This is a genomic window from Aminobacter sp. J44 (assembly GCF_007829415.1).
Lineage (GTDB): Bacteria > Pseudomonadota > Alphaproteobacteria > Rhizobiales > Rhizobiaceae > Aerobium.
Map to the genome: position 1 here is coordinate 17,786 of NZ_VLJG01000018.1, position 23,509 is coordinate 41,294.

Genomic DNA, 23,509 nt, shown 5'->3' on the forward strand with positions numbered 1-23,509 from the left:
CACTGGAAGCTACAGTATTGCTGGACGCTTGTCTCCTGCCTCCTCAAGTAACAGCTCCGCCATGCCCAATCCGCTTCAATAATACTTGCTTTCATTCTAATTTTCTAAACAATTACTCCTATGGGGGATAGGGGAGCCTGGGCGATGGGAACCAGTTTCGGCAGTACCTGGACGCCTTATGTGGTTGGCGAAGCGGCACCGCCGTTTCCCGCGCACAGTCGGCAGCCAGCTAGAGAGACCGATCTTCGCCACCTCGTTGAACTGCTGCGACGGCACGCGCGGCTGCTCATCCTGACGACCGCCTTCTGCATCGCAGCCGCCGCCGTCATCGTCCTCCTGCTGCCGCCGATCTACACGTCCACCACGCTCGTCCTGTTCGATCCGAGCCGGAAGAACCTTCTCGACACGGCCGGCCCGGCTAGTAGTGGCTCGGCGGACAGCGCCCGCATCGACAGCGAGGTCGAGATCATCCGCTCCGACGAGATTCTTCTTGCCGTTAGCGCCGGGGAAAACCTCTCCACCGATCCGGAATACGGCGCTGCTCCTTCGCTCTCCGACACAATCAGCCGCATCCTGCCCCTGCCCTTCCTGCAGCCACCGAGCGCAGAAGAAGCAGGGATGAAGGCGCTGGAGCGGCTGCGGAAAAACATCTCCGTACAGCGGCGCGGCTCCACCCATGTCATCGCCATCAGTGCGCGCTCGAGCGATCCGGCGCGGGCGGCGGAACTCGCCAACGTTGTGGCCGAAACCTACATCGCCCGCCAGCTTGAGCGGAAGGTGGAAGCAACCCTCGCCGGCCGCGACAAGATCGAAAGCCAGCTCACGGACGCGCGCGCGGCGGTCGTGGCCGCCGAGACGGCCTTCCGCAACTACCTCGTCGATAACATAGACGAGGTCATCACCGCGACGGGCAACAGCGACGTCGAGCAATTGCACGCCGAGCTCGACACGCTGCTCGGCCAGTCGAATACGACTCGTCTGCGCATGGACCGGCTGCAGGCCCAGCTTGCCCGCTCCGACTGGACGGGCCTTGCCCGGACGCTGCAGGCGCCCGAGGCGATGGAACTCGAAAAGCAGCGGATCGAACTGATGCTACGGCTCGGCCGCACCGATCTCGGCATGCCGGCGGATGCGGCGACCCACGAAAGCCTGTCGGCGGTCGAGAGCGCGCTGACGAGCGTCGCGCATGAGGAGTTCTCGCGGCTGCGGTCGACGCTCGTGCGCACCAACAGCGTGATTGCCGAGCGCCGGCAGCAGCTCTCGATCAAGGTGCTCGAAGGGCACCTGCCGCCGGAAATCCTCGCACCGTTCTACGGATTGCAGCAGTCGGCGCAGGTGGCCGCTTCGAGCTATGAGGCATTGCTTTCCCGCCTCCGGGCGCTTGAAACCGAGGCGTCGATCCAGATGTCGGACAGCCGCGTCGTCTCGACCGCCTTCCCCGCCGCGCGGCCGGTATTTCCGAACAAGCCGCTGATCCTGTCCCTCGCGGGCATTGGCGGGCTCGGACTTGGCATTGCCCTCGCCTTCCTGTTCGAGAACTATTTTGGCGGCTTCACCGACGCCCGCCAGGTCGAGGCGGTGCTGCGCCGGCGCGTTGCCGCGGTCCTGCCGCCCGCCCTGCGTGGATCCGGCTCCGTCGCTGATGCCGTGGTCGAGGCGCCGCTGTCGACCTATTCGGAAGCGGTGCGGAAGATGCGCGCCATTCTCGATGCGTCGCTGCAACGGGCGCTGTCGCAGGCGGGCGCCGAGCGCGGGCAGGTCATCGTCGTCTCCTCGGCGCTTCCCGGCGAAGGCAAGACGACGCTCGCCCTTTCGCTCGCGCGCACCTACGCGCTCTCCGGCCGCAACGTGCTCATCATCGACTGTGACATGCGCAAGCCGAGCCTCCACCATCATCTGGCCGTGGATGCTTCGACCGGCCTGATCGACATCCTCCTCCGCAGCGCGCCCAATCGCAATCTGTCCGGCATCCTCGTTCGCGACCCGATCTCGCCCGCCGTGTCCATCGTCGGCGCGCGGCGGGCGGACCTGCCGACCGATCAACTTGTCGCGAGCGAAGCCTTCCGCCAGATCATCGCCTCGGCGCGGCGCAACTTCGACTACGTTATCCTCGACACGCCGCCCCTGGAGCCGCTCGTCGATGGCCTTTACCTCTGCCAGCACGCCGACGCGGTCGTCTTCGTCATCCGCTGGGCGCGCACCCCGCAGCAGGTTGTGGCCAGCGCGCTGGAGCGGATCGCGGAACTCGTCCCGCCGGGCGCCGCAACGCTGCTGGCGCTGACGCAAAAAGACGGCACCGCCTCGCCTCCGTCGCGGAAGGCACGCCGTGCCCTCGCGGCGTACGAGGCATGAAAACTACTTGTGCTGCAGGATGTTGATGAGCCGCCCGAACGGATCGCGGACATAGAAGCGCCGCACGCCCCAGGGCTCGTCGGCCGGCCCGTATTCGATCGCGATGCCGGCCCGCGTCACCCGCGTCAGCATCCCGTCAACGTCATCGACCTCGACGGAAAGATCCGGCAACGGCGTTCCGGAGCCGCCCTCGCTCAGGAAGCTGACCTGCGGCCTTGCCTCCACCGCAGGAGCAGCGAAGGTGACGATCCAGCCGTGATCCATGGCGAACTCAAGGCCGAGCACATTGCCATAGAAGGCGCGTGCGGCTGCCGGGTCCGGCGTGGCGATGTTTGCAACAATCCGCTTGACGAGCATCGTCTTCTCCTCACATTGGTCAGGGTCTGCCACGCGGCAAGCGGTCCGGCCGCGTGTCCGCATAGCGACATAAAAGTGACACTGCGGCGCCGCGGTGACAGACTGTTTCCGAATTTGTGCTCTATTGCCCCGGATTTGCCGCATCACGCGTCCATGCGGGCCCGGGTGACATTGTTGGCAAAGGACAGGCACTGATGGTGCCACTCAGGCAACCGAGGAGAAAGAGCAAGGATGATGCGGACGAAAGTTAAGCTGCTTGCGGCAGCGCTTCTTTCTGTCGGTCTTTCCACTGGCATTGCGCAAGCCGCAAGCTGCGGAAATGACGGCAGCGGCTTCAACGCGTGGAAGAAGGACTTCCTGGCACAGGCGCAGGCACGCGGCTTCGGCCAGCGCGCGCTGAACGCGCTCGAAGGCACGAAGTACAACACCGCGACGATCAAGGCCGATCGCGGCCAGAAGAGCTTCAAGCTTTCGCTCAACCAGTTCATGGAAAAGCGCGGTGCCCCGACCATCGTCCGCAAGGGCAAGCAGCTGAAGCAGGCGAACGCGCAGCTCTTCAACCAGATCGAGCGCCAGTATGGCGTGCCGTCGGGCGTGCTGCTGGCGATCTGGGGCATGGAAACCGGCTTCGGCAGCTTCCTCGGCAACCAGAACATCGTCTCCGCCGTTGCCACGCTTGCCTATGACTGCCGCCGCAGCGAATTCTTCACCCGCCAGCTGAACGCCGCCCTCACTCTCGTCGACCGTGGTCACCTGCGCGCCGACGCGATCGGTGCCGCGCATGGCGAAATCGGCCAGACGCAGTTCCTGCCCGAGAACGTCGTCAAGTTCGGCGTCGATGGCGACGGCGACGGCCGCATCGACCTGATCGGCTCGCGCGCCGACGCGCTGGCCTCCACCGCCAACTTCCTGCGCGGCCACGGCTGGCGCCCCGGCGCCGGCTACCAGGAAGGCGAACCCAACTTCGCCGCCATCAAGGGCTGGAACGACGCCGGCGTCTACCAGAAGGCAATCGCCATCATGGCCCGCGACATCGACGGCAAGTAAGCCGCCGGCATCCGGACCAATCCCCGGGGCCCCCAAGGGGCTCCAGCAGACAACGACAAGCCCGGTTGCCAGCGCAACCGGGCTTTTTCGTTTCCTGGATCCTGCGGGGACGAACTTTCAAGGTAGGGAAGCGAGTTCGCGGACCACAGCTCCAGACGCCCCCTCCACCGCCTTCGCATGGTCCCCTCCCCCACACGTGGGGAGGATCCCGGGTCCGTCGCGCCACCTCTGTTCCGCCGCGACAACTTGACCGTTCAGGCATGGATGGCCGGGTCAAGCCCGGCCATGACGAAGGGGGAAGCGGGAGCGACTAGACGTGTGGCGTTGCGCGTCGCGGCCCTTGTCTTGTTGTCGGCAAGGTCGGGCGCGTCACGTCACGGCGTGTTTGCAACGAAATCCGCGATAAAGCGGCTTCGCAGCGTCTGCGTCTCGCCAGGAAAGAACGAGCACAACATCAAAACCTCGTCATGGCCGGGCTTGACCCGGCCATCCATGCCGGAATGCCGACGATGGAACGCAACCCAAAAAATACAGGCGCCGACCGAGGATCCTCCCCCGTTTACGGGGGAGGTGGCGCCGAAGGCGACGGAGGGGGCTCGTGGAGCGCCGCGCATAAAACTTTGAGCGCGATCAGCCCACGACATCCCGGCCTTTCGCCTACGACCTCGCAGCGACGGCGAAGCTCGGTTGCGAAAATAGCGCCTCGTGTCGGGCAGGAACCTCGGCCTGCCCGCCCGCAAAACCGAAGGGCCACCGCATCCGTTAAGATGCGGGGCCCTTTAAAATTCAGCTCATTTCAGCCGGTGTGACAGGAGCGGCGGCGGCCGAAGTGCCGCCGCACCGCCGCCGGAACGGCTTACCCCTTGCGGCGGCGGGCAGCGAGCGTGCGCAGGCGCAGCGCGTTGAGGCGGATGAAGCCCTCTGCGTCCTTCTGGTCATAGGCGCCGCGGTCGTCCTCGAAGGTGACCAGCGCGTCCGAGTACAGCGACTTCGGCGAACGGCGGCCGGTGACGATGACGTTGCCCTTGTAGAGCTTGAGGCGAACCTCGCCCTCGACGTCTTCCTGGCTCTTGTCGATCAGCGCCTGCAGCATCTCGCGCTCCGGCGAGAACCAGAAGCCGTTGTAGATCAGCTCCGCATAGCGCGGCATCAGCTCGTCCTTGAGGTGAGCGGCGCCGCGGTCGAGCGTGATCGACTCGATCGCGCGGTGTGCCTGCAGCAGGATGGTGCCGCCCGGGGTCTCGTAGACGCCGCGCGACTTCATGCCGACGAAGCGGTTCTCGACGAGGTCGAGGCGGCCGATGCCGTTGTCGCGGCCGAGGTCGTTGAGCGCCTTGAACAGGGTCGCCGGCGACATCTCCTGGCCGTTCAGCGCGACCGGGTCACCCTTCTTGAAGGTGATGGTGATTTCCGTCGGCTTGTCGGGCGCGTCCATCGGCGAGATGGTACGCATGTGGACGTATTCCGGCGGCTCCTGCCACGGATCCTCGAGCACCTTGCCCTCGGAGGACGAGTGCAAGAGGTTAGCGTCGACGGAGAACGGCGCCTCGCCCTTCTTGTCCTTGGCAACCGGGATCTGGTGCTGCTCGGCGAAGTTGATCAGGTCGGTGCGCGACTTGAAGGTCCAGTCACGCCACGGTGCAATCACCTTGATGTCCGGGTTCAGCGAGTAGGCAGACAGCTCGAAGCGGACCTGGTCGTTGCCCTTGCCGGTCGCGCCGTGGGCGATGGCGTCGGCGCCGGTCTCCTCGGCGATCTCGACGAGGCGCTTGGAGATCAGCGGGCGCGCGATCGAAGTGCCGAGCAGGTAGAGGCCCTCATACTGCGCGTTGGCGCGGAACATCGGGAACACGAAGTTCGAGATGAACTCCTCGCGTACGTCCTCGATGTAGATTTCCTTGATGCCGAGCATCTCGGCCTTCTTGCGCGCCGGCTCCAGCTCTTCGCCCTGGCCGAGGTCAGCGGTGAAGGTCACGACCTCCGCACCAACTTCGGTCTGCAGCCACTTCAGGATGATCGAGGTGTCGAGGCCGCCGGAATAGGCCAGCACCACCTTCTTGACGTCTTTCCACTTGGACATGTCGCACCCGGTTCGTTCGCGGGACGATCATCCCGCCTGTAGGTTCGCGGCACTTTTAGCAGGAATGCGCTTTCGGGCAAGGCGACATCATAACAACGTGAGGTCCTGCGATCTTGTTGCCTTACTTGCCGGCGATAAAGTCGCGCTAACTGATTCCCTGCTGACGGAGACTTCCTTGCCGGTTCTGACCACCGACGGGCCGCGACGGCTCATTGTCCTCGCGATGCTGGCGTGCTCGATGCTCCCGACGGCCGCCGCCGCGAAGGGACCCGAGCGTTGGGTCGCCGAAAGGGATTCGCGCCGCGCCTCGCTGCCGGTCGGCAACCACCCGGCAATCGAGAGCGGCGAGCTTTCCTGCGAGGAATTCGAGTGGACGCTGACGCTCCAGCTTCGCGAGGCCGCGCTTCCCGGCGAGGGGAAGGCGGAGCTGCGCGTCGACGGCAATGCCCATCCGGTGAAAGCCGACATAAAGGACACGGCGGTCACGCTCGCCATCACCCGCGACCTGCTCGAACCGCTGATGGCCGGACAGCGTCTCGAGATCGACTTCTCCGGGCTGCTCGAGGACACGCTGGGCGATATCACGGTACCGCTGCGCGGCTCGCGTCAGGCGGTCCGCGCCGTCGAGGCCGCGTGCGCAAAGCGCGACATGTCAGCCTATGAGGAAGTGAAGTTCTCCGCCGACCGGAAAAGCGTCGAGCTGGTGCAGGAGCTGCGCGCGAAGGACATTCACGACTTCACCTACGCGACCACAGCGAAACCGAAGATCGAGGCGGCGAGCATCAGTCTCGGCGAACAGCGGCGGCTCGTCTTCACGCGGCTTTGCGGCTCGTGGTGGTATTACGGCTCCTCAGGCTGCAACATCACCGCTTTCGCGGAATTCCCGGCGGAGCAGAAGGAAGAGACCAGCCAGGAACAGCCACAGAGCAGCTGGCGCGAGGTCTATGACAGCGAAAACGCGCAGGTTTTCCTCGACCGCAACGCCGAAACCGAAGGCTGGCCGGACATCGTCTCGCTGCCGACGCGGGTCGATGACGAGCCGAAGGTCTGGCGATGGGAGAGCGGCCGCTATGCCTTCCAGCGCATCTTTGGTGCGAAGGAAGAGCCGGAAGCGGTAGAAGAGAAGACGCCGCAAACGGCAGAGCCGGCAGAGGAAGCGCCTGTTGCCGACACGCCGGTTGGGGAAGAGGCTGCCGGGACCGAAGCGCAAAAGACACCTGACGCGGAAGCGGTCGGTGCTCAGCCTGTAAACCCGACCTCTGATGCCGATCCTGCGCCGGCCTACGAGGCCGAGGAGAAGCCTGCCGACCCCAGCCCGTCGGAGGCCGCTACCTCCACGACCGAGGCCCCAGCGCAACCAGAACCTGCAGAGCAGTCAAAACCCACGGGTGACGAAAAACCGGCACCCGACGCTGCCGAATCCGAAGCGGCTGCTCCCCCTTCCGAGACTGCGGCAGGAAAGCCGTCCGATTCGTCAGGAACAGCGAAGAATTGATGGTGCGGAGCCGTCGCATGGCATCGGCAATTGCGATATAGCTCTCCCATCTTCGTGGACCTGCCATCATGAGCTTCTCGAACTTCGTTCCCGAATTTTCCGTTCTTGCGCCCTTTGCCGTGGCGGTGCTGATCATCACGCTCACGCCGGGCCCGGACATGACCCTGTTCGTCGGCCGCGCGCTGTCGCAGGGCCGCGCTGCGGGCCTTGCCTGCATGGCGGGCGCCATGACCGGCATCGTCATTCACACGACGCTCGTCGCACTTGGCCTTTCGGCGCTGATCGTCGCATCGCCCGAGGCATTCCTCGGCCTCAAGATTTTCGGCGCCGGCTACCTCGTCTGGCTCGCCTTCCAGGCGGTGCGCAGCGGCTCGGCCTTCTCGCCGCAGGCGCAGGAGGATGCGCCGCAGCGCTCGATCTTCCGCAACTGGGCGACCGGGCTCGTCATCAACCTGATGAACCCGAAAATCCTGCTGTTCTTCATGACCTTCCTGCCGCAGTTCGTCTCGGCAAGCGATCCGCATGCGCCGAAGAAGCTGTTCTTCCTCGGCATCATGTTCATCGTCCTCGCGCTGCCGCTGACGGTGCCGATGGTGCTGGCAGCCGACGGCTTCTCGCGGATGCTGCGGCGCTCCCCGCGCGTCATGCGCGCGATCGACTATCTGTTCGCAGGGGTCTTTTCGGCGTTCGCGATCAAGATCCTGACCGCGCAGGCGAATTAAACATCTCGCCTTATGCCTGACGAGGAACCGGCCACCAGCCAGTAGCAGAGACCGCCGGCGATGCCGGCGGCGCAGGCGCCGATGGCAAGCATCGGCTGCGACAGCCCCTCATCGGTCCACAGCGTCAGGCCGCGAATGTAGACGGCGGCAACGCCCACCACTCCTCCCGCGATCGCAAAGAACAGCCAGTCGCGGCGCGCCGCGACTTCGGCGATTGCAATGGCGATCATGGCGGGGAAGAAGGCAAAGTAGCTGACGAACAGCGCGACGATCGGAACCGAGACGAAGAAGCCGCCGGAGATGAAGGCGAACTCCTCGCTGGTCAGCTCGAACAAGCCGACCAGCAGCAGGTGGATGAACGCGCTCGCGCCGAGCGCGGCGCAAGCGTAGCCGATCAGGATCAGGAAGAAGCGCAGGAAATAGGCGAAGAAGCCGCTCAATCTTCGCCGTGGCCTGCGATCATCATGGCTTCGAGCGCCAGGCGCTCGGTCTTGCGCATGCGCTCCGATTCCGACTTGAGCTGGCCGCAGGCGGCGAGAATGTCGCGGCCGCGCGGCGTGCGGATCGGCGATGCGTAGCCCGCCTGGTTCACATAGTCGGCGAAGCGTTCGATCGTCTCCCAGTCCGAGCACTGGTAGTTGGTGCCCGGCCACGGGTTGAACGGGATCAGGTTGATCTTCGCCGGAATGCCCTTGAGCAGGCGCACCAGCTCCTTGGCGTCGTCGAGCGAATCGTTGACGTCCTTCAGCATCACGTACTCGAAGGTGATGCGGCGCGCGTTGGAAAGGCCCGGATAGTTCCGGCAAGCTTCCATCAGCTCCTTGAGCGGGTACTTCTTGTTGATCGGCACCAGCATGTCGCGCAGGTCGTCGCGCACGGCGTGCAGCGAGATGGCGAGCATGACGCCGATCTCCTCGCCGGTGCGCTGGATGCCCGGCACGACGCCCGAGGTCGACAGCGTGATGCGGCGCTTGGAGAGCGACAGCCCGTCGCCATCGGAGGCGATCAGCAGCGCCTTCTTGACCGCGTCGAAATTGTAGAGCGGCTCGCCCATGCCCATCATGACGATGTTGGTGACCTTGCGGCCTTCGGCCGGCACGATCGCGCCATCAGGCGTGCCGCGCTCGGGGAAGTCACCGAGCCGGTCGCGCGCCGTCATCAGCTGAGCGAGGATTTCCTCGGTGGTCAGGTTGCGCACCAGCTTCTGCGTGCCGGTGTGGCAGAACGAGCAGGTGAGCGTGCAGCCGACCTGGCTCGAGATGCAGAGCGTGCCGCGCCCTTCTTCAGGAATATAGACGGTCTCGATCTCGACCGGCCGCCCTGCCCCGCGCGGCGGGAAGCGAAACAGCCACTTGCGCGTGCCGTCGGTCGAGATCTGTTCCTCGACGATTTCGGGTCGCGCGATCGTGAAGTGGCGGTCGAGCTCGGCGCGCAGATCCTTGGAGATGTTGAACATCTCCGAGAAATCGGAAACGCCGCGCACATAGAGCCAGTGCCAGAGCTGCTGGACGCGCATCTTGCGCTGGCGCTCGGGCACGCCGATTTCGCCGAGCGCGTCGGCCATCTCCTCGCGGGTCAGGCCGATCAGCGAGGGTTTTTCAGCCGCACGGGCAGCGTTAGCAGCCAGGATTGCGCGCGTCTGAGGCGAGGTGAGATCAAACGATAGGGTCATGGGCCGGAGATATAGGAGCGGCCTCGGCCGCGTGCCAGTTTTGCCTGCACATAACAGATCGGGGCCGCTTCGTCACGGCCCCGAATGAGATCACCTTGTCGCGGAACTCTTAGCTGCAGGTCTGGATCGACGACAGCGCTGCCGAGATGCCCTTCAGGGAGAAGGTGTAGCTGGTCGCGTTGCCACGGCGCGAGGTTGCCTGGACCTTCATGTCGGCCCCGGCGCGCATCGCTGCGATCAGGGCCGGCTCTTCAGCCGCGTTCTCCATCCAGGCTGAACGGCCGCGGGTGAACATGGTGAAGCTCTTGTCGCCGACCGAGACGCGGACCTTCGAATTCTCCTGGAAATCGTAGGACGCGATGAACTGCGGCTCGTAGGAGACGTTCTGGCCCGGCTTCTGGCTCACGAAGAAGAAGATGTCGCCATGGTCCAGGGTGGTGGGCTGCTTGTCCGTCGGAACGGTGAGAACATAGCAAACCTTGCCGCTATTGGCCTGGTAGGAGTACGTGCCCCAGGCGTTGTGCTGGCCAATTTTCGTGGCCCCAGCCTGCGCAAAAGCCGGCGCAGCAAAGGCAAGCGCCGCAAGGCAGGAAATCGTCAAAATGGTTCCGCGCATCGTCGTACCGTTATCCTTGTGCGTGGTCGCGTAGGGTCCATCGAACTGGTCCGATCAGGCCCAATACGTATCAATTCTAAATTAATGAGGGTTACTAAAGGATGAACCGCGCTACGGCGAACCCCGCAATTGCAACCCCCTGCCGCTGTGCAGGCTGTTTCCAGACGGCACAACGGCAAGCCACATCCCAACGCTTGGTGTTGAAATGGGCAAAAGCGGCGAGAGTTTGACTTAAAGGCGAACCAGCGGGCGCCGTCCAGCGGCATCTACCCCTTTTCGAGCGCCTCGCGGGCAAGTTCCAGGTGCTCGGGGCGGATATGGCCGCGGATCGCGGTCATCGCGGCGGTCAGTACAGCAAGGTCATCGGTAAAGCCGAAGGCGAAGATGAAATCGGGAATCATGTCCGCCGGCATGACGAAATAGGCGAGCGCCGCCAGCAGCGTGCCGCGCACGCGCAACGGCGTGCGCTTGTCCATCGCCGCATAGTAGCCGGCAACAACCTCTTCCATGAACGGGATGTGCTTTGCCGCGCGCCTGACCGTCTGCCAGAATTTCGCGCGCACCTTCTCTTCGCGCTTCGCGTCTTCCTTGTCGCTGACGGGTGCGAGGATTTCGGCAATATCGGCGTCGTTCATCGCGGCTTTCTCCATGCCCTGAAAGATGGGCAGAGCCAGCGCGATTGCAAGATTTGCCGCGCCAGGCGTTCCTCCGGAGCCGAAGCCCCAAAAACTTACGCAGCGTAAGTTTTACCGTTTTCTAATATTGCAATTCAACAGTACCCGTGCGGAGGGTACTTCTATGGACGTGACAAACGAATGGTATTGGGAAGGTAATATCGTAGATGCCGTAATCGATTATCTTGTCGAAGGTGGGTGGACCATTGTCAGCATGGCCGACACCTACGCCAAGGAGCATGGCGAGGACATCCGGGCTCTTAAGGACGGACGCGCTCTCATCGTCGAAGCCAAGGGCTATCCGTCGAGGCTGTATCGCGACCCGCGCCGGGTCAGGGAAAAGAAGCGAACCAATCCGAGCACGCAGGCGCCGAAGTGGTATTCGCATGCCATCATCACCGCGATGCGCCTGAAGCACCGCAACGCCGCAGCGACCGTCGCAGTCGCCCTGCCCGACATCCCGCGCTACCGCAAGCTTCACGAGGAAACCGCGGAGTCGCTGTCGAAGCTGGACGTGACGATGCTGTTCGTCGGCGAGGAAGGCGATGTCGAGCGGGTCGGCCCGCTCTAGCGGCGCTTAGTTCTGTGCAAGTTGCTGCATCTGCTGCCGGGATCGTCTCCGCCGCCGGGAGAGCGGAGACGTTCAGGCATGGATGGCCGGGTCAAGCCCGGCCATGACGAAGTGGTGATGTGGTCGGGAACAATGAGCGCCCGCGCGACGACAACGCACGCGTCGGGAAGGAGGTCTGGCACCTTGCTGGACGGTTCTGAGTTCACGAACACGCTCAAGCTTCGGGCTAGACCCGGCCATGGAGGGGAGGAAACAGCGCGGGAAGGCCGCCTTGCACCTTGCTGGACCGTTCTGAGTTCACGAATTCGTTCAAGCTTCGTCATGGCCGGGCTTGACCCGGCCATCCATGCGGAACGACGACGCGCGCCACCAGCGGGGAAGAAGAAGCACCAGGGCGTACTCTGGGCCCCTGCTGCCTAACCCGCCAGAAGCTCAGTTCCCCGCGAACCGGTCCATCTTCTTCGCCAGCTCGAAATCCAGCGCGGTGAGGCCGTCGGCAGAGTGGGTCGTCAGGCGCACGTCAACCTTGTTGTAGACGTTCGACCATTCCGGTTGATGGTCGAGCTTTTCCGCCGCAAGCGCTGCCCGCGTCATGAAGCCAAACGCCTCGCTGAAGTTCTTGAATTTGAACCCCTTGCGGATCGCGGCACCGCCCTCTTCCAGCACCCAGCCGTTCAAAGACGACAGGGCTTCGTCAATCGCGGCGCTGTCCAGGCGGTCGCGGCTCACAGGTACCTCCTGTTCGCCTCGTAAAAAGGAGTGTCGGCCTCCCGCGCCCCGCCGGCATCGAGCAGCGGCCAGGCTTCCTCGACGATATACGGGCCGCCGCCGACCGAATCGCGCGACGACATCAGCACGAAGCGGCCGACCTTGTAGGGCAGCGCCGCGAAGTTGCCGCGCGAGGAAAGGTAGCGGGCAAGGTCTACCGGCGAGGTGTTGCGCAGCCGTGCCAGCGTCACATGCGGCACGAACTTTCGCGGGTCCGCCGGCAGGCCCAGGCGCTGGCAGATGCGCTCGATTTCCGCCTGCAGCGCCAAAAGCTCGGGCGACGGCACCACCGCGGCATAGACCGAATGCGGCTTCTTCGACCCGAACGCCCCCACGCCCGACAGCGTCAGGTTGAAGGACGGGCGCCGGACCCGGTCGAGCGCGTTGGCAACCTCGTCGGCAACGTGGCCTTCGACGTCGCCGATGAAGCGCAGGGTGATGTGGTAGTTTTCGGTGTCGATCCAGCGCGCGCCGGGAAGTCCACCACGCAGCAGCGACAGGGAGAGAGAAGCGTCGCGCGGTATCTCGAGGGCGGTGAATAGTCTAGGCATTGCTACCTCCTCGATTCGACTGATACCAGCGAAACACCTATGACAAGGCGGTTCAAGCCTGATTGTTCCCCCAAGCTACGTTCCGCACCGGAAACTCAGTCGGGCGTGCGCGCGGTCAGCACCTTCTCGATGACCGGCAGAAAGCCCTCGACCATGCGGTCGACGCCCTGCGGGTTCGGGTGCATGCCGTCTTCGAGCAGCAGGCTTTTTTCAGCCGCGACGCCATCCAGGAAGAACGGGTAGAACGGCAGCTCGTATTTTTCCGCGAGCTCAGGATAGATGCGGTTGAAGCGGTCGCCATAGTCGGCGCCGAGGTTCGGCGCGGCCATCATGCCGGCTAGGATCACGGGAATGCCCCGCTCCTTCAGCCGCTCGATCATGGCGGTAAGGTTCTTTTCGGTAAGCTCCGGCGCGATGCCGCGCAGCATGTCGTTGGCGCCGAGCTCGAGGATGACGAGGTCGGTGTCGTCCGGCACCGACCAGTCGAGCCGGGAAAGGCCGGCGCTCGTCGTGTCCCCCGAAACGCCCGCATTCGCGACGGTGACGTCATGCCCGCGCGCCTTTAGCGCCGCCTCCAGCTTCTCCGGAAACGACTGCCCGGCGTCGAGCTGGTAGCCCGCCATCAGGCTGTCGCCGAAGCCGACGATCCGGTACGGTTCTGCCGCTGCGGCAATTACGCCCAACAGAAGAGTGAAGACCGCAGCCGGCAAAAGCCGGTAAAACCGTTTGAAAGCCATCCGCTCCAACCCATATCTGATCGACGCCCGCAGCTCATATAGGATCATCGCCTCGTGAAAGAAGCCGCCATCCGCCTGAAGGACGTATCGCTCACATTGGGCGAAGGTGCCTCTTCTGTCCACGTCCTCAAGGGCGTCAGCCTGGAGGTGGCGAGCGGCGAAGCAACCGGCATCGTCGGGCCGTCCGGCTCCGGCAAGTCGACGCTGCTGATGGTGATTGCGGGGCTGGAGCGGGTCGATTCCGGCGAGGTCTGGATCGCGGGCCAGCGCCTCGACGACCGCAGCGAGGACGAGATCGCCGCCTTTCGCGGCCGCAATGTCGGCATCGTCTTCCAGTCGTTTCACCTGATCCCGAACATGACGGCGCTCGAAAACGTCGCCGTGCCGCTGGAGCTTGCCGGCCATCCCGACCCGTTCGGTGTCGCGGCGCGCGAGCTTGCGGCCGTCGGCCTTGCCGAGCGCACCACGCATTATCCGGGCGAGCTTTCCGGCGGCGAACAGCAGCGCGTGGCGATTGCCCGCGCCCTGGCGCCGGAACCCAAGCTGCTGATCGCCGACGAGCCCACCGGCAATCTCGACCAGGCGACCGGCCGGCAAATCGCCGACCTTTTGTTTCACAAGGCATCCGAGCGCGGCATGACACTCGTGCTTGTCACGCATGACCCGTCGCTTGCCGCGCGCTGCACACGCCAGATCGCGATGCGCTCGGGCCGCATCGAGACCACTCCGGAACTCGCCGCGGTGCCTGCATGACGGCGCAGGCAATGTCACCGCTGCATGCGCTCCGGCTCGCCGTCCGATTTTCGCTGCGTGAGATGCGCGGCGGCCTCTCCGGCTTCCTCATCTTCATCACCTGCATTGCGCTTGGCGTTGCCGCCATCGGCGGCGTCAACTCAGTCGCGCGCGCGATCACGCAAGGGGTTGCGAGCCAAGGCCAGACGTTGCTGGGCGGCGACCTGCGCTTCCAGCTGATCCACCGCGAGGCGGACGAGCGCGAACACGCCTTCTTCGACGGCCTCGGCACCACCTCGCACAGCGCCAACATGCGCTCGATGGCGCGTCTTCCCGATGGCTCCGACCAGACGCTGGTCGAGGTGAAGGCCGTCGACGAGATCTACCCGCTCTATGGCGAGCTGGTCACGGAACCGGCCCTATCCCGCGAGGAACTGTTCGGCGAACGCGGCGGCGTTCAGGGCGCGGCGGCAGCGGAAATCTTCTTCGAGCGGCTCGGCGTTGAGGTCGGCGACCGCATCAGCCTCGGCACGGCCGAATTTGAACTCCGCGCCGTCATCGCCAGCGAGCCCGACGCGGTGTCGGAAGGCTTTGGCCTTGCGCCGCGCCTGCTCGTCTCGCTCGACGGCCTGCGCGCCTCGGGCCTCATCCAGCCCGGCAGCCTCATCGAACACGCCTACAAGATCAGGCTGCCCGCCGGCACCACGGATGCCGCCATCGAACAGATAAGCGAACAGGCGACCGCCGGCTTCCCCGAAGCCGGCTGGAGCATTCGCAGCCGCACCAATGCCGCCCCCTCGCTCTCGGCCAATGTCGAACGCTTCTCGCAGTTTCTGACGCTGGTGGGCCTCACCGCGCTCGTCGTCGGCGGCGTTGGCGTGGCGAACGCCGTGCGCGCCTATCTCGACGCCAAGCGGCCGGTGATCGCGACCTTCAAGAGCCTCGGCGCATCGGGCCGGTTCGTCTTCACGATCTATCTCGTCCAGATCATGATGATCTCGGCGGTCGGCATCGTCATCGGCGTCGTGCTTGGCGCGCTGATGCCGCCTCTGGCCGCAAGCTTCCTGTCCTCGGTCCTTCCCGTGCCGCAAGCGGGCGGCATTTTCCCGGGCGCGCTGGCGCTCGGCGCCCTGTTCGGCATCCTTGTGACGCTTGGCTTCGCGCTGCTGCCGCTCGGCCGCGCCCGCGACGTGCCGGCCACCGCCCTCTTCCGCGAAATGGGTTTTGACCAGCGCGGCATGCCGCGCCTGGTCTATGTCCTGACGGCGCTCGCCATCGCCGTGCTGATGGCCGCGATTGCCATCTGGACCGCGAGCGACCGGCGCATCGCCGTCATCTTCATCGGCGCTGCGATCTTCGCGTTCCTCGTGCTTCGTCTCGTCAGCGTCGGCATCCAGTGGCTGGCGCGTAGGAGCCCCCGGGTGCGCTCGGTCGCGCTCCGGCTTGCCATCGGCAACATCCACCGTCCCGGCGCGCTCACACCTTCCGTCGTGCTGTCGCTCGGCCTTGGCCTGACGCTGCTCGTTACGCTTGCCCTCATCGACGGCAATCTGCGCCGCCAGATCGCCGGCAACCTGCCGGCCCAGGCGCCGAACTTCTTCTTCGTCGACATCCAGAGCGCCGACGCCGACGGCTTTGCCGAACTGCTGGCGCGCGAGGCGCCCGAGGGAAAGCTGATCCGCGTGCCGATGCTGCGCGGCCGCGTCATGGCGCTCAACGGTGTCGACGTGCGCGACATCGACGTGCCGCCGGAAGGCCGCTGGGTGCTTCGCGGCGACCGCGGCATCACCTACGCCCGCAACGTCCCCGAAAACTCGACCCTGAGCGAAGGCGAGTGGTGGCCGCAGGACTATGAGGGCGAGCCGCTGGTGTCGTTCGCCGCACGCGAAGGCCGCGAGCTCGGCCTGAAACTCGGCGACACGGTCACCGTCAACGTCCTTGGCCGCAACATCACCGCGCGCATCGCCAACTTCCGCGAGGTGCAGTGGGAATCGCTCGCCATCAACTTCGTGATGGTGTTCTCGCCCAACACCTTCGCCGGCGCGCCACACTCCTGGCTTGCAACTCTGTCGGACCCGAAGGCCGCCCCGGAGGACGAAGCACGCATCCTCAACACGGTCACCCGCACCTTTCCGGGCGTTACCAGCGTGCGCGTGAAGGATGCTCTCGAGATCGTGAACGACATCGTCGCGCAGTTGGCGGTCGCAATCCGCGCCTCGGCGGCGGTCGCGCTGATCGCTTCGGTGTTGGTCCTTTCAGGTGCGCTTGCCGCCGGAAACCGCGCTCGTGTGCACGACGCGGTGGTGCTGAAGACGCTCGGGGCGACTCGCCGCACGCTGATCCAGGCATTTTCGCTCGAATATTCGATCATCGGCCTGGCTACAGCGCTGTTCGCCCTGTTCGCGGGCGGGGTCGCAGCGTGGTTCGTTGTCGCACGAATCATGCGGCTGCCATCGGTGTTCCTGCCGGAAGTGGCGCTTTCGACCGTGGTGATTGCCCTCGTTCTCACCGTCGGATTCGGCCTGATTGGCACCTGGCGGGTGCTCGGACACAAGGCTGCACCGGTCCTTCGCAACCTTTAGACGCGGCAAATAGCTCCTTAAGTCTATGCTCACGCTGGATTTCAGGCTGATAAAGGTCTTGTTCTGAACACGAAGAATCCTCATATTCCGCTTAGGCATGCTGGAGTTCCGCCAGCGGCGCCTGGGCGGTTGCCCGACACCCGACGGAACGCAAGCAAGGAAAGAGGATTCCATGGCTGAATATCGCAACTACCAGGCTCGCGTCGCGACAGCCGGTGCGCGCGCCGATGCCAGTATCGACGAGGGCCTGCGCGCCTACATGATCAGGGTCTACAACCTGATGGCGCTGGGCCTTGCGATTACCGGCATTGCCGCACTTGGCACGGTGATGCTTGCCACCACCAATGACCCGTCCGCTGCCGTGGCTCAGCTCGGCAACGGCAAGATGCTGACCTCGCTCGGCGCCGCACTCTATGGCTCGCCSCTGCGCTGGGTCGTGATGCTCGCTCCGCTGGCGATGGTGTTCTTCCTGTCGTTCCGCGTCGAGAAGATGAGCCTTTCGGCTGCACAGACCACCTTCTGGGCCTTCGCTGCCCTGATGGGCGTGTCGCTGTCGTCGGTCTTCCTGGTCTACACCAGCGCCTCGATCGTCCAGACGTTCTTCATCACCGCCACCGCCTTCCTGGCGCTGTCGCTCTTCGGCTACACGACCAAGCGCGACCTGACGGGCATGGGTTCGTTCCTGATCATGGGCGTCTGGGGCCTGATCATCGCATCGCTGGTCAACATCTTCCTGGCATCGTCCGCGCTGCAGTTCGCCATCTCGGCGATCGGCGTGCTGGTGTTCGCTGGCCTGACCGCCTACGACACCCAGAAGATCAAGGAAATGTACTACGTCGGTGACGGCGCGCTGGTTGCCGGCCGCAAGGCCATCATGGGCGCGCTGCAGCTCTACCTCGACTTCATCAACATGTTCATGTTCCTGCTGCAGTTCCTGGGCAACCGCGAATAACAGCCGGACCTGACAGTCGATCGGAAAGCCCCTGCGGACCTCCGCAGGGGCTTTTCTTTTGCCGAGCGGTGCGCTCGCGCTTGAAACCGGCTGGAATTGCGGTATTCACGCCAGGCCGAAAAGATTTGAGGCTGGTGTGGTCATTCCAGCCCCCGCGTCTGCGGGATGCAGTCACTTCGAAGAGTGAACCCACGGCACCAACCTGAGTAACCACTTGGGACGGTGCTGTGATCGTAGCCGGGTCATCCGGCCAGCGCCGTCCCTTCGGAGAGAACTGAAATGGACGTCAAAACCCAGATTGTTACCCAGATCGTCATGACCTGCCTCATGGCCTTCTCGATGTCAGGCATCATGGCCGCCATCGCCCTTGGCCTCGACAAGTTCACCGTGTCGATGTGGATGTCGCAGTTCATCATCGCCTGGCCGATCGCCTTCGTCGCCACGTCGATCCTGTGGCCGGTGGCTTCACGGATCAGCAAGCTGATCCTCGGCCAGCGCTAACAAAAAGGGCGGCTCGACGGCCGCCCTTGTCGCATCTGCCTGAAGCTGACGATCAGCCTTCCAGAATTTCCTTCGACGCCACCGTCGAATCCGGATTGAGCTTGTAGATGATCGGCACGCCGGTGTTCAGCTCGACCTTGATCACGTCCTCGCCCGACAGGCCCTCGAGCGCCATGATCAGCGCGCGCAGCGAATTGCCGTGCGCGGCTACCAGCACCGTCTCGCCGCGCAGCACGTGCGGCTGGATGGTGTGCATGTAATACGGCCAGACGCGCGCGCCGGTGTCGCGCAGGCTCTCGCCCCCGGGCGGCGGAACGTCATAGGAGCGGCGCCAGACGTGGACCTGCTCCTCGCCCCACTTGGCGCGGGCATCGTCCTTGTTGAGGCCGGAGAGATCGCCGTAGTCGCGCTCGTTGAGGGCGATGTTGCGGATCGTGGCGAGGTCCGACTGGCCGACGCCGTCGAGGATGTGCTGGCAGGTGACCTGCGCGCGCTGCAGCTCGGAGGTGAAGGCAATGTCGAACTTCATGTTCTTCGCCGACAGCAGCTGGCCGGCCTTCTTCGCCTCGGCATGACCCTGCTCGGTCAGCGCCGGATCGCGCCAGCCGGTGAACAGGTTCTTCAGGTTCCACTCGCTCTGGCCATGACGGACAAGCACCAGCGTTCCGGACATTCAATTCTCCCTGTCGTTCGAATTCGGATGAAAATGGATCAGAGCCCCAGGACGTCGCGCATGGTGTAGAGGCCCGGCTTGCGGCCGTTGGCCCACAGCGCAGCCTTCACGGCGCCGCGTGCGAACAGTGCCCGGTCCTCGGCGTGATGCGAAAGAACGATGCGCTCGCCGGCCCCGGCAAGGATCACCGAGTGGTCGCCGACCACCGAGCCGCCGCGCAGCGTCGCAAAGCCGATCGAGCCTTCCGGGCGCGGGCCGGTGTGGCCGTCGCGAACGCGCACGCTCTCTTCGGCAAGGTTGATCTGGCGTCCGCGCGCGGCCGCCTCGCCGAGCAGCAGCGCCGTGCCCGACGGCGCATCGACCTTGTGACGGTGGTGCATTTCCAGAACCTCGATGTCGAAGTCGCTTGCCGAAAGCGCCTTCGCCGCCTGCTCGACGAGCACGGCGAGAAGGTTCACGCCAAGGCTCATGTTGCCCGACTTGACGATGGTTGCGTGGCGCGCGGCTGCCTGGATCCTGGCGTCATCCGCCTCTGTGCAGCCGGTGGTGCCGATGATGTGGGCGATGCGTGCCTGCGCGGCATAGCCGGCAAACTCGACGGTCGCGGCCGGCGCGGTGAAGTCCAGCACGCCGTCGGCACGGGCGAAAGCCTTGAGTGGATCGTCGGTGATCGGCACGCCGAGATTGCCGGCGCCAGCCACTTCGCCCGCGTCCTGGCCGAGGAACGGCGATCCGGCGCGCTCGACAGCTGCGACCAGCTTTGCACCTTCAGTCTCGGCAACCGTGCGGATCAGCGTACGACCCATGCGACCGGCTGCGCCGACGACAACAAGACCCATGCTCACGATCAGATACCTTCTTCAACGCCAGCGGCGGCATGTTCGACATGCAGCCGGTGGAACCTTGCATATACGCCGACGGGGCTGTGCAGCAGCTCGGCATGCGTGCCCTGCTCTACCACGCGGCCCTGTTCCATCACCACGATATTGTCCGCCTTCACCACCGTGGACAGCCTGTGGGCGATGACGATGGTGGTGCGGTCCTTCATCACCGTCTCCAGCGCCGCCTGCACCCGCGCTTCCGACTCTGCATCGAGTGCCGAGGTCGCCTCGTCGAGCAGCAGGATGGCGGCGTTGCGCACCATCGCGCGGGCAATCGACAGGCGCTGGCGCTGGCCACCCGAAAGGGTCACGCCATTCTCGCCGACCGGCGTGTCGTAGCCTTGCGGTAGGGTGCGGATGAACTCGTCGGCATAGGCAAGGCGCGCGGCTTCCTCGACCTCGGCGTCGCTCGCATCGGGGCGGCCATAGCGGATGTTGTCGCGGATCGTGCCTTCGAACAGGTACGGGTGCTGCGAGACATAGGCGATGCTCGAGCGCAGCGAGGCGCGCGTCACGCCGGAAATGTCCTGCCCATCGATAAGAATGCGCCCGCCAGAGAGGTCATGGAAGCCCTCGATCAGCGCGACGATGGTCGATTTGCCGGCACCCGACGCGCCAACGATCGCTGTCATCTGGCCGGCGCGTGCCACGAAGCTGACGCCGCGCAAAACCGGCTCGCCCGGCGCATAGCCGAAGGCAACGTTTTCGACGCGGATCTCGCCGCCATTGACCTGCAAGGGCCTGGCATCGGCGCGGTCGCGCTGGCGCGGCGGAAGGTCGAGAAGCTCATAGATCATGCGCGCATTGACCAGCGAGCGCTCGAGATTGACCTGCACGCGGGCAAGGCGCCGCGCCGGATCATAGGCAAGCAGCAGCGCGGTGATGAAGCCGAACACGGAGCCCGGCGGCGTGCCATAGGCCTGCGCGCGCCAGGCCGAGTAGGCCAGCACGCCGGCAACCGCAAAGCCCGCCAGCATTTCGGTAATGGGCGTCACACGCTCCGAAACCTTGACGATCTTGTTCGCCCGGCCTTCCGCCTCGGAAATCAGCCCCGCCATTTTGGCCGAGAGCTGCTGTTCCATGGTGAAGGCCTTCACCACGGCGATGCCCTGGGTTGCCTCCTGCATCGCGCCGACGAGGCGGGAGTTCACCTCCACCGCCTGCCGCGCAACGCGGCGCAAGCGCCGCATCACGGCGTTGACCACATAGATCAGCGGCGGGCCGATCAGCAGGGCGATCACCGACAGCATCGGGTCGAGCACAACCATCGCGACGATCAGCGCAATCAGCATGACCGCGTCGCCGACCACGGCGCGCAGCGTCATCGACAGCATGTCGCGAATGCCGAGCACATTCTCGTTGACGCGCGCGGCCAGCTGGCCCGAGCGCTGCTCGGTGTAGAAGTCGAGGCCAAGCCGCATCAAATGGTCGAAGATGCGCTGCTGGTAGCGGGCAACGAGGTTGTTGCCGATCATGCCGAGCACGACCGAATGGCCGTAGGTGGCAAGGCCGCGCACGATGAACACGCCCGCCATCGCCGCGCACAGCCACGGCACCAGGTCGAAGCGCTGGCTGTAGAAGACGTCGTCGATCATCGGCTTCATCACCCACGGGATCGCCGCGGTTGCCAGCGCCACTGCGAGAAGGCAGATGATCGCCAATGCGTAGAGGCCGGTATATTCGCGCGCGTTCTCCGCAAGAACGCGGCGAAGCACCGGGAGAACGTCTCCACCTGCGGCGCGCGCCGGCTGTGCTTGTCCGTCCGAGGCCAACTCGTCTTCTATCCCAGTGCCAGTTCGTCCGAGCTTGCTAATGCCCGCTCGCGAGCGCTGGCGCAATCGGCAAATCAGCTTTTGCGCCAGCGGCGGCCATGTGTCTCGACGCCATAACGCTCCGGCGAGCCCGCAAAGGCGGCCAGCCCCACCAGCGCGGCGAGCGGATGCGTGATGACGTAGACCGGCATCTGCCGGACCATCGCCGAGTGCGGAGCCTTGTCTTCAAAGGCTTCGCGGAACAGGCCGGTCTTCAGCGCCGGCACGATCTTCTGGGCGATGCCGCCGGTAAGGTAAATACCGCCCTTGCCCATGAAGACCAGCGCGAGGTCGCCAGCGAGCCGCCCGAGGCAGGTGACGAAGATACCCAGCGCCTCCTCCGCGATCGGATCGTCCTTCGCCAGTGCCGCGCCGGTAACGTAGGCGGGGTCGGACACGGTGGTAGAACGCCCTTCGGCGGCAGCCACCGCGCGGTAAAGGTTCACGAGGCCACGCCCGCACAGAATCTGCTCAGCCGAAATCCGGCCCTCGATGCGCTCGACATAGGGGAAGACCTGGAAGTCGCGGGCGCTGCGCGGGCCGATGTCGACATGTCCGCCCTCGCCCGGAACCGGGATCCAGATGCCGCGCGCATGAATGAGCCCGGCAACGCCAAGGCCGGTGCCGGGGCCGAGCACGACGCGGCTTGCGCCCTCTTCCGGCTCGCCGCCGCCGATCTTTTCCAGATGCTCGGAGCCGAGCGCGGTGACAGCCAGCGCCTGCGCCTCGAAATCGTTGAGAAGGATGACCTCTTCCAGCCCCAGCCCGGCGATCATCTCCCGGGGCCGCACCACCCAATGGCAATTCGTGAGCGGCACCTCGTCGCCGTCCACCGGTCCTGCCAGCGCCAGCACCGCCGAGCGGGGCTGCGGCGCGCCCTCACGGATCGCAGCTGCAATCGCCTCGTCGATCGAGGCAAAATCCGCCGTCTTCATGGTGTGGACGTGCTGCGGCTCGCAGCCGGGCTCCGTCAGCACGGCAAAGCGCGCATTGGTGCCGCCGATGTCGCCGATCAAGACCGGGAAAGGAAGCAGGGCTTCAGAGCTGGTGAGGGGCATGTGTTGAGGCGTTCCCGGATATCCGACGATCAGCTGCGCTCGCGTTCGGCGAGGAGAAGTTCCGCCGTCGCGACGTTGAGAGCCATCGGGATATCATAGACGACCGCAAGCCGCATCAGCGCCTTTACGTCGACGTCGTGCGGCATCGGTGTCAGCGGGTCGACGAAGAAGATCAGCGCGTCTATCTCGCCCTCGGCGATCAGCGCCCCGATCTGCTGGTCGCCGCCGAGCGGACCGCTCTTAACCCGCCGCACGCTGAGCGCCGGATTGGCCTCGAGGATCATCGTGCCGGTAGTTCCGGTCGAGACGATCTCGCAGCCGTTCAGCAATTCGGCATGCGCCGCGCAGAACGCGACCATGTCATCCTTCTTGGCGTCATGGGCGACGAGGGCAAGGCGGAAGCGGTTCGACACTTTGATAGTCCTTATCACGCGAACTAAATCGGTTTAGTCCGCGCTGAACGCCCAAGTCAACAAAGTCGCGTTCAATTCTGCGGGCGCGGGAACGGCACGGGAATGCGGCGCTCCGGCGTCGGCAGGAAGGCACTCGCGGCGACCGGCGCTGTCGGGGCAATGCTGCCCTGCGCGATCATCGTTCCGCCGCGACCACTATAGGTGACGGCAGCTTCCGACACCGGCTCTGGAGCCTTCAGAACCGTCTGGCATGCCTTCGGCAGC

23 protein-coding genes and 1 pseudogene are annotated in these 23,509 nt (G+C 64.9%); 9 read left to right on the forward strand and 15 right to left on the reverse strand.

Annotation, left to right across the window (positions count from 1 at the left end; all coding sequences use genetic code 11):
• Positions 1-144 precede the first annotated feature (144 nt).
• Positions 145-2,352: a Wzz/FepE/Etk N-terminal domain-containing protein gene (locus L610_RS08920; protein WP_186441402.1), complete on the forward strand. Its 2,208-nt coding sequence runs from the start codon at positions 145-147 to the stop codon at positions 2,350-2,352.
• Between the two features lie 3 nt (positions 2,353-2,355).
• Here L610_RS08920 and L610_RS08925 read toward each other — a convergent pair whose 3' ends face one another.
• Complete coding sequence (locus L610_RS08925; protein ID WP_024846250.1) at positions 2,356-2,709, reverse strand: VOC family protein; 354 nt, start codon at positions 2,707-2,709, stop codon at positions 2,356-2,358.
• Positions 2,710-2,940: 231 nt separating this feature from the next.
• Here L610_RS08925 and L610_RS08930 point away from each other — a divergent pair, with 231 nt between their 5' ends.
• Positions 2,941-3,756 carry a lytic transglycosylase domain-containing protein gene (locus L610_RS08930; protein WP_024846251.1) on the forward strand — a complete coding sequence of 272 codons (816 nt, stop codon included), beginning with the start codon at positions 2,941-2,943 and terminating at the stop codon, positions 3,754-3,756.
• An 856-nt stretch (positions 3,757-4,612) separates the two neighbouring features.
• Here L610_RS08930 and L610_RS08935 read toward each other — a convergent pair.
• Positions 4,613-5,836: an argininosuccinate synthase gene (locus L610_RS08935; RefSeq protein WP_024846252.1), complete on the reverse strand. Its 1,224-nt coding sequence runs from the start codon at positions 5,834-5,836 to the stop codon at positions 4,613-4,615.
• A gap of 175 nt (positions 5,837-6,011) precedes the next feature.
• On the opposite strand from L610_RS08935, the gene L610_RS08940 reads away from it, so the two are divergent.
• Together L610_RS08940 and L610_RS08945 are read left to right on the forward strand one after the other, a co-directional pair.
• Entirely contained in the window at positions 6,012-7,331 is a 1,320-nt protein-coding gene (locus tag L610_RS08940) for a hypothetical protein (RefSeq protein WP_024846253.1), read from the forward strand.
• A 68-nt stretch (positions 7,332-7,399) separates the two neighbouring features.
• The gene (locus L610_RS08945) at positions 7,400-8,053 is read left to right on the forward strand and encodes a LysE family translocator (protein WP_024846254.1); all 654 of its coding nucleotides are present in this window, start codon (positions 7,400-7,402) and stop codon (positions 8,051-8,053) included.
• Here the strand turns inward: L610_RS08945 and L610_RS08950 are convergent.
• From L610_RS08950 to L610_RS08965, 4 genes are all read right to left on the reverse strand, one after another.
• Positions 8,050-8,493 (reverse strand): hypothetical protein, encoded by a 444-nt coding sequence (locus tag L610_RS08950; protein WP_024846255.1) that lies wholly within the window; start codon positions 8,491-8,493, stop codon positions 8,050-8,052. The genes L610_RS08945 and L610_RS08950 overlap by 4 nt on opposite strands.
• The gene (gene rlmN, locus L610_RS08955; RefSeq protein ID WP_024846256.1) at positions 8,490-9,725 is read right to left on the reverse strand and encodes a 23S rRNA (adenine(2503)-C(2))-methyltransferase RlmN; all 1,236 of its coding nucleotides are present in this window, start codon (positions 9,723-9,725) and stop codon (positions 8,490-8,492) included. Before rlmN ends, L610_RS08950 begins: the two co-directional genes overlap by 4 nt.
• A gap of 109 nt (positions 9,726-9,834) precedes the next feature.
• On the reverse strand, positions 9,835-10,341 hold the full coding sequence (locus L610_RS08960; RefSeq protein ID WP_024846257.1) for an invasion associated locus B family protein: 507 nt from the start codon (positions 10,339-10,341) through the stop codon (positions 9,835-9,837).
• Between the two features lie 266 nt (positions 10,342-10,607).
• Positions 10,608-10,976, reverse strand: coding sequence for a YkvA family protein (locus L610_RS08965; RefSeq protein WP_024846258.1), 369 nt, complete (start codon positions 10,974-10,976; stop codon positions 10,608-10,610).
• Positions 10,977-11,139: 163 nt separating this feature from the next.
• Here L610_RS08965 and L610_RS08970 point away from each other — a divergent pair, with 163 nt between their 5' ends.
• Positions 11,140-11,586, forward strand: coding sequence for a hypothetical protein (locus tag L610_RS08970; RefSeq protein WP_024846259.1), 447 nt, complete (start codon positions 11,140-11,142; stop codon positions 11,584-11,586).
• Between the two features lie 432 nt (positions 11,587-12,018).
• On the opposite strand, the gene L610_RS08975 is transcribed toward L610_RS08970, so the two are convergent.
• From L610_RS08975 to L610_RS08985, 3 genes are all read right to left on the reverse strand, one after another.
• Positions 12,019-12,315 (reverse strand): 4a-hydroxytetrahydrobiopterin dehydratase, encoded by a 297-nt coding sequence (locus L610_RS08975; RefSeq protein ID WP_144704421.1) that lies wholly within the window; start codon positions 12,313-12,315, stop codon positions 12,019-12,021.
• On the reverse strand, positions 12,312-12,905 hold the full coding sequence (gene thpR / locus L610_RS08980; RefSeq protein ID WP_024846261.1) for an RNA 2',3'-cyclic phosphodiesterase: 594 nt from the start codon (positions 12,903-12,905) through the stop codon (positions 12,312-12,314). The genes L610_RS08975 and thpR overlap by 4 nt, the downstream gene beginning before the upstream one ends.
• A gap of 95 nt (positions 12,906-13,000) precedes the next feature.
• On the reverse strand, positions 13,001-13,642 hold the full coding sequence (locus L610_RS08985; protein WP_024846262.1) for an arylesterase: 642 nt from the start codon (positions 13,640-13,642) through the stop codon (positions 13,001-13,003).
• A gap of 54 nt (positions 13,643-13,696) precedes the next feature.
• Here L610_RS08985 and L610_RS08990 point away from each other — a divergent pair, with 54 nt between their 5' ends.
• The 4 genes from L610_RS08990 (at position 13,697) to L610_RS09005 (ending at position 18,409) form a co-directional block, all read left to right on the forward strand.
• On the forward strand, positions 13,697-14,395 hold the full coding sequence (locus L610_RS08990; protein WP_024846263.1) for an ABC transporter ATP-binding protein: 699 nt from the start codon (positions 13,697-13,699) through the stop codon (positions 14,393-14,395).
• Positions 14,392-16,956, forward strand: a complete 2,565-nt coding sequence (locus L610_RS08995) for an ABC transporter permease (RefSeq protein ID WP_245263618.1) — start codon at positions 14,392-14,394, stop codon at positions 16,954-16,956. Before L610_RS08990 ends, L610_RS08995 begins: the two co-directional genes overlap by 4 nt.
• A gap of 172 nt (positions 16,957-17,128) precedes the next feature.
• A complete protein-coding gene (locus L610_RS09000) occupies positions 17,129-17,908 on the forward strand; it encodes a Bax inhibitor-1/YccA family protein (protein WP_024846265.1) in 780 nt (259 codons plus the stop codon).
• A 279-nt stretch (positions 17,909-18,187) separates the two neighbouring features.
• The gene (locus L610_RS09005; protein ID WP_024846266.1) at positions 18,188-18,409 is read left to right on the forward strand and encodes a DUF2798 domain-containing protein; all 222 of its coding nucleotides are present in this window, start codon (positions 18,188-18,190) and stop codon (positions 18,407-18,409) included.
• 52 nt (positions 18,410-18,461) lie between these two features.
• Here L610_RS09005 and L610_RS09010 read toward each other — a convergent pair whose 3' ends face one another.
• From L610_RS09010 to L610_RS20500, 6 genes and pseudogenes are all read right to left on the reverse strand, one after another.
• The gene (locus L610_RS09010) at positions 18,462-19,082 is read right to left on the reverse strand and encodes a 2,3-bisphosphoglycerate-dependent phosphoglycerate mutase (protein WP_024846267.1); all 621 of its coding nucleotides are present in this window, start codon (positions 19,080-19,082) and stop codon (positions 18,462-18,464) included.
• Between the two features lie 38 nt (positions 19,083-19,120).
• Positions 19,121-19,921 carry a 4-hydroxy-tetrahydrodipicolinate reductase gene (gene dapB, locus L610_RS09015; protein ID WP_024846268.1) on the reverse strand — a complete coding sequence of 267 codons (801 nt, stop codon included), beginning with the start codon at positions 19,919-19,921 and terminating at the stop codon, positions 19,121-19,123.
• Between the two features lie 8 nt (positions 19,922-19,929).
• Positions 19,930-21,678 carry an ABC transporter ATP-binding protein gene (locus L610_RS09020; protein ID WP_245263619.1) on the reverse strand — a complete coding sequence of 583 codons (1,749 nt, stop codon included), beginning with the start codon at positions 21,676-21,678 and terminating at the stop codon, positions 19,930-19,932.
• A 131-nt stretch (positions 21,679-21,809) separates the two neighbouring features.
• Positions 21,810-22,832 carry a glucokinase gene (locus L610_RS09025; RefSeq protein WP_024846270.1) on the reverse strand — a complete coding sequence of 341 codons (1,023 nt, stop codon included), beginning with the start codon at positions 22,830-22,832 and terminating at the stop codon, positions 21,810-21,812.
• Positions 22,833-22,861: 29 nt separating this feature from the next.
• Entirely contained in the window at positions 22,862-23,245 is a 384-nt protein-coding gene (locus L610_RS09030) for a methylglyoxal synthase (protein WP_024846271.1), read from the reverse strand.
• A gap of 71 nt (positions 23,246-23,316) precedes the next feature.
• Positions 23,317-23,509, reverse strand: a pseudogene (locus L610_RS20500) (penicillin-insensitive murein endopeptidase); the annotation flags it as partial.